The organism is Pseudomonas sp. FW305-7 (assembly GCF_058786735.1).
On record NZ_JBYSZA010000073.1, the window covers coordinates 1 to 387 of the forward strand.

The window sequence follows — 387 nt, forward strand, 5'->3', positions numbered from 1 at the left end:
AACGTCACCGACTCCAAAGGCACGGTCGTGCAAGGAGGCATTACCTTCGACCGCAATGTCACCGTCACCGGCACGGCCAGTCCCAACCAGAAAGTCCGCTTGCGCGATGGCAACACCACGCTGCACGAACCCACTGCCAATGGCTCCGGCGTATGGACCCAGGTCGTCAGGTTGACCGTCAAGGCGTACAGTTTCACCGCGCTCGCCTTGTATGGCGACGGCTCAGAGTCGACTCCGCCACGTACTTTCACCGTCGCCCAAGCAGTGACGCCCACCATCGACAACGTCACCGATTCCAAAGGCCCGGTCTTGCAAGGAGGCATTACCTTCGACCGCAATGTCACCGTCACCGGCACGGCCAGTCCCAACCAGAAAGTCCGCTTGCGC

1 pseudogene is annotated in these 387 nt (G+C 61.2%); it reads left to right on the forward strand.

Annotated features, from left to right (window positions below):
- Positions 1 to 387: pseudogene (locus tag AC3WMT_RS30865) on the forward strand (Ig-like domain-containing protein); the annotation flags it as partial.